Origin of the sequence: Streptomyces sp. KLMMK, assembly GCF_036961605.1 — a bacterium.
Lineage (GTDB): Bacteria > Actinomycetota > Actinomycetes > Streptomycetales > Streptomycetaceae > Streptomyces > Streptomyces telluris.
Genome location: NZ_JBAMDC010000558.1, coordinates 1 through 3,360, shown reverse-complemented (window position 1 = coordinate 3,360; position 3,360 = coordinate 1). Strand labels below are relative to the sequence as shown.

General features: G+C 71.5%; 5 protein-coding genes. 4 read left to right on the top strand and 1 reads right to left on the bottom strand.

Translation table 11 applies throughout. The features are described 5' to 3' along the window. Nucleotides 1-71: 71 nt before the first annotated feature. A complete protein-coding gene (locus tag V7793_RS35475; RefSeq protein ID WP_336013797.1) occupies nt 72-785 on the bottom strand; it encodes a hypothetical protein in 714 nt (237 codons plus the stop codon). 169 nt (nt 786-954) lie between these two features. Between V7793_RS35475 and rimP the strand changes: the two genes are divergently transcribed. From rimP to V7793_RS35455, 4 genes are all read left to right on the top strand, one after another. After that, a complete protein-coding gene (gene rimP / locus V7793_RS35470) occupies nt 955-1,500 on the top strand; it encodes a ribosome maturation factor RimP (protein ID WP_336013796.1) in 546 nt (181 codons plus the stop codon). Between the two features lie 2 nt (nt 1,501-1,502). Then, nucleotides 1,503-2,504: a transcription termination factor NusA gene (gene nusA, locus V7793_RS35465; protein WP_058046529.1), complete on the top strand. Its 1,002-nt coding sequence runs from the start codon at nt 1,503-1,505 to the stop codon at nt 2,502-2,504. Between the two features lie 116 nt (nt 2,505-2,620). Further along, the gene (locus tag V7793_RS35460; protein WP_336013795.1) at nt 2,621-2,902 is read left to right on the top strand and encodes a YlxR family protein; all 282 of its coding nucleotides are present in this window, start codon (nt 2,621-2,623) and stop codon (nt 2,900-2,902) included. A gap of 183 nt (nt 2,903-3,085) precedes the next feature. Then, on the top strand, nt 3,086-3,360 hold a 275-nt coding region (locus V7793_RS35455), incomplete at its 3' end, for a translation initiation factor IF-2 N-terminal domain-containing protein (protein ID WP_336013794.1).

The following is a 3,360-nucleotide window of genomic DNA, read 5'->3' as shown; positions in this document are numbered from 1 at the left end:
CGCGGCCTGGGCCGCCCGCAGCGCCTGCCGCACGGCGGGGGCCTCGGGCGTCTTGGGGCTCGCCGTCTCCGTCATGCGTCACTCCTGAGCAGGTAGGCGTGGGCCGCGCCCGCGGCGGCCACGGAGGCGAGCAGCCGGGCCAGTTCGGGCGGGGCGGAGCCGAGGGCCTTGGTGCGGCTGTCCGCGGTGCGACGTTCGGCGTCGGCCAGTGCGGCCAGGGCCTCCTTCTCGTCGCCCGGTACGCCGTCCGTAGGTGCGGAAGCGGACGCGCCTGAGGCGGACGCCCCCGGAGCGGCCGCAGATGACGACTCGGAGGGCGACGACTCGGATGACCCGGACGACTCGGATGACTCAGGCGACTCGGACGGCTCGGACGACGGCTCGGAGGAGGCCGCAGGAGCAGAAGAGGCCGCAGAGGCCGAGGCGTCCGGGGAACCGGACGCAGCCGGGGCCGTTCCCCCACGCGGCACGCCCGACGCCCCCTGCGGCGCGCCGAAAGCCTCAGCATGGCGCGCCACTTCCTCCCGCAGCGGCCGCAGCCGCTCCGCGAGCGCCCCGTGCGCCGCGATCGTGGCGTCGTAGCGCGCGAGCAGCTGCGCGGAGTCGCGCCCCGCAGCGGCGCGCAGACGCTCCGCTGCAGAAGGGCCCGAGGGAGCCCCGGAGGCGCCCGAACAGCCGGTGAGCAGGGCCCCGGCGCCGGCGCTCAGCAGAACCGCGGCGCCCCCTGCCAGTACCCTGCGTCGGTGCGGGCCGGCCGGGCCCCGCGTCGTCGTTGTGAACGCCACGATCCTCTTTCCGCCGGTCCGGTCATGATCACCGCACGTGAGCGTACCGGCGCGCAACCCGGCGGCTGCGGACGAGGCACCGAATCGTCAGTCGGCTGCCGGAACAGATAGGCTTTGACCTGACACGCGACTTTCCCACAACAGCACACGCGGCCGAGGAGTCACCCGGATGAGCACCACCCAGAGCGAGCGGCTGCGCGAGCTGCTGGCCCCTCTCGTGAGCGCGAGGGAGCTGGATCTGGAAGAGATCGAGGTGACCACGGCGGGCAAGCGGCGTGTGCTGCGCATCGTGGTGGACTCCGATGCGGGCGTCGAGCTGGACGAGTGCGCGGAAGTCAGCCGCGCCGTCTCCGAGAAGCTCGACGAGACGGACGCCATGGGCGGCGCCCCGTACGTCCTGGAAGTCACCTCCCCCGGCGCCGACCGCCCCCTCACCGAGCACCGGCACTACGTGCGTGCCACCGGCCGTCTGATCAAGGCGCAGCTCACCGAGGGCGGCGAGCTCGTGGCGCGCATCGTCGCCGTGGACGACGAGGGGCTGGACCTGGAGGTCCCCGGGGTTAAGGGCCGCAAGCCCACCTCCCGGCGACTGGCCTTCGGCGAGATCGCCAAGGCCCGCGTGGAGATCGAGTTCAACCGCAAGGCCGCGGAGAAGACCGCAGGCGCGGCGGCAGAGGCCGCCGACGTAACCGACGAGAGCCAAGAGGAGGCGTAGCCGTGGACATCGACATGAGTGCCCTGCGGGGTCTGGTGCGAGAGAAGGAGATCTCCTTCGACCTGCTGGTCGAGGCGATCGAGTCGGCCCTCCTCATCGCCTACCACCGCACCGAGGGGAGCCGCCGCCGCGCCCGCGTGGAGCTGGACCGCGGCACCGGTCACGTGACGGTGTGGGCCAAGGAGGACCCGCAGGACCTGGAGGAGGGCGAGGAGCCCCGCGAGTTCGACGACACGCCGTCCGGCTTCGGCCGGATCGCCGCGACCACCGCCAAGCAGGTCATCCTCCAGCGTCTGCGCGACGCCGAGGACGAGATCACTTTCGGTGAGTTCGCGGGCCGCGAGGGCGATGTCGTCGCGGGCATCGTCCAGCAGGGCAAGGACCCGAAGAACGTCCTCGTGGACATCGGCAAGCTGGAGGCCATCCTGCCGGTGCAGGAGCAGGTCCCCGGCGAGGAGTACAAGCACGGCACGCGCCTGCGCACGTACGTCGTACGGGTGGCGAAGGGCGTGCGCGGTCCGTCCGTCACGCTCTCGCGCACCCACCCGAATCTGGTCAAGAAGCTCTTCGCCCTCGAGGTGCCGGAGATCGCGGACGGATCGGTGGAGATCGCCGCCATCGCGCGTGAGGCCGGCCACCGTACGAAGATCGCCGTCCGCTCCACGCGGTCAGGCCTCAACGCCAAGGGCGCCTGCATCGGCCCCATGGGCGGCCGGGTCCGCAACGTCATGGCCGAGCTGCACGGCGAGAAGATCGACATCGTCGACTGGTCGGACGATCCCGCCGAGCTGGTGGCGCACGCCCTGTCCCCCGCGCGGGTGAGCAAGGTCGAGGTCGTGGACCTCGCCGCGCGCTCCGCCCGGGTGACCGTGCCGGACTACCAGCTGTCGCTGGCCATCGGCAAGGAGGGGCAGAACGCCCGCCTGGCCGCGCGGCTCACCGGGTGGCGCATCGACATCCGCCCGGACACCGAGCAGCCCGACCGGGAATCCGGCCGAGCCTGAACACGTTCACGACACCGGGGCCCGCCTGCGCGGGCCCCGGCATCGTGGCCGAAACGCATACGTGCCCGATCACTGCCCCCCAGGGGTGGGGTGGGCGCGGGGAGGTAGACTGAAGAGTGTCTGGCCGGACGCATGCCCGCGCATGCCCTGAGCGAACCTGTGTGGGATGCCGGGAGCGAGCGGCCAAGGGCGATCTGCTGCGGATCGTGATGATCGAGGGCGCCTGCGTCCCCGACCCTCGCGGTACGCTGCCCGGCCGGGGTGCCTCCGTGCACCCCACACTGGTCTGTCTCGACCTGGCGGTCCGCCGCCGGGCGTTTCCCAGGGCCTTCAAAAGCCCGGGGCCGCTCGATACGGCGGAGCTCCGCCGGTTCATCGAACAGATCGAACAGCAGTAGTTCGGCCCCGCGTCTGCGGGGTATGGCCCCACTGTAAGAAGCACGGCACGGGTAACCGTGCGGTCAGGTACCTCGCGAGTTGGAAGTAGGTCGAGATTGCGATGAGCACTCGATGAGTACGCGATGAGTACGCCCATGAAGTAGCGACGGTCCGGTGGACACCCCGGACCTAGAAGGAGCGAAGTGGCTAAGGTCCGGGTATACGAACTCGCCAAGGAGTTCGGAGTGGAGAGCAAGGTCGTCATGGCCAAGCTCCAAGAACTTGGTGAATTCGTCCGTTCGGCGTCCTCGACGATCGAGGCGCCGGTTGTCCGCAAACTGACTGACGCACTGCAGGGACCCGGCGGCGCCGGCAAGCCCGGTGCGAAGCCTGCGGCGCCGCGCAAGTCCGCGGCCCCCAAGCCGGGTGCCCCCACTCCGGGTGCGCCCCGCCCCGCCGCCCCCAAGCCGGCGGCGGA

What these genes read in the sequence shown, in the direction of transcription:
- rimP (WP_336013796.1), top strand. Translation starts at nt 955, where the DNA reads ATGAGCACCACCCAGAGCGAGCGGCTGCGCGAGCTGCTGGCCCCTCTC.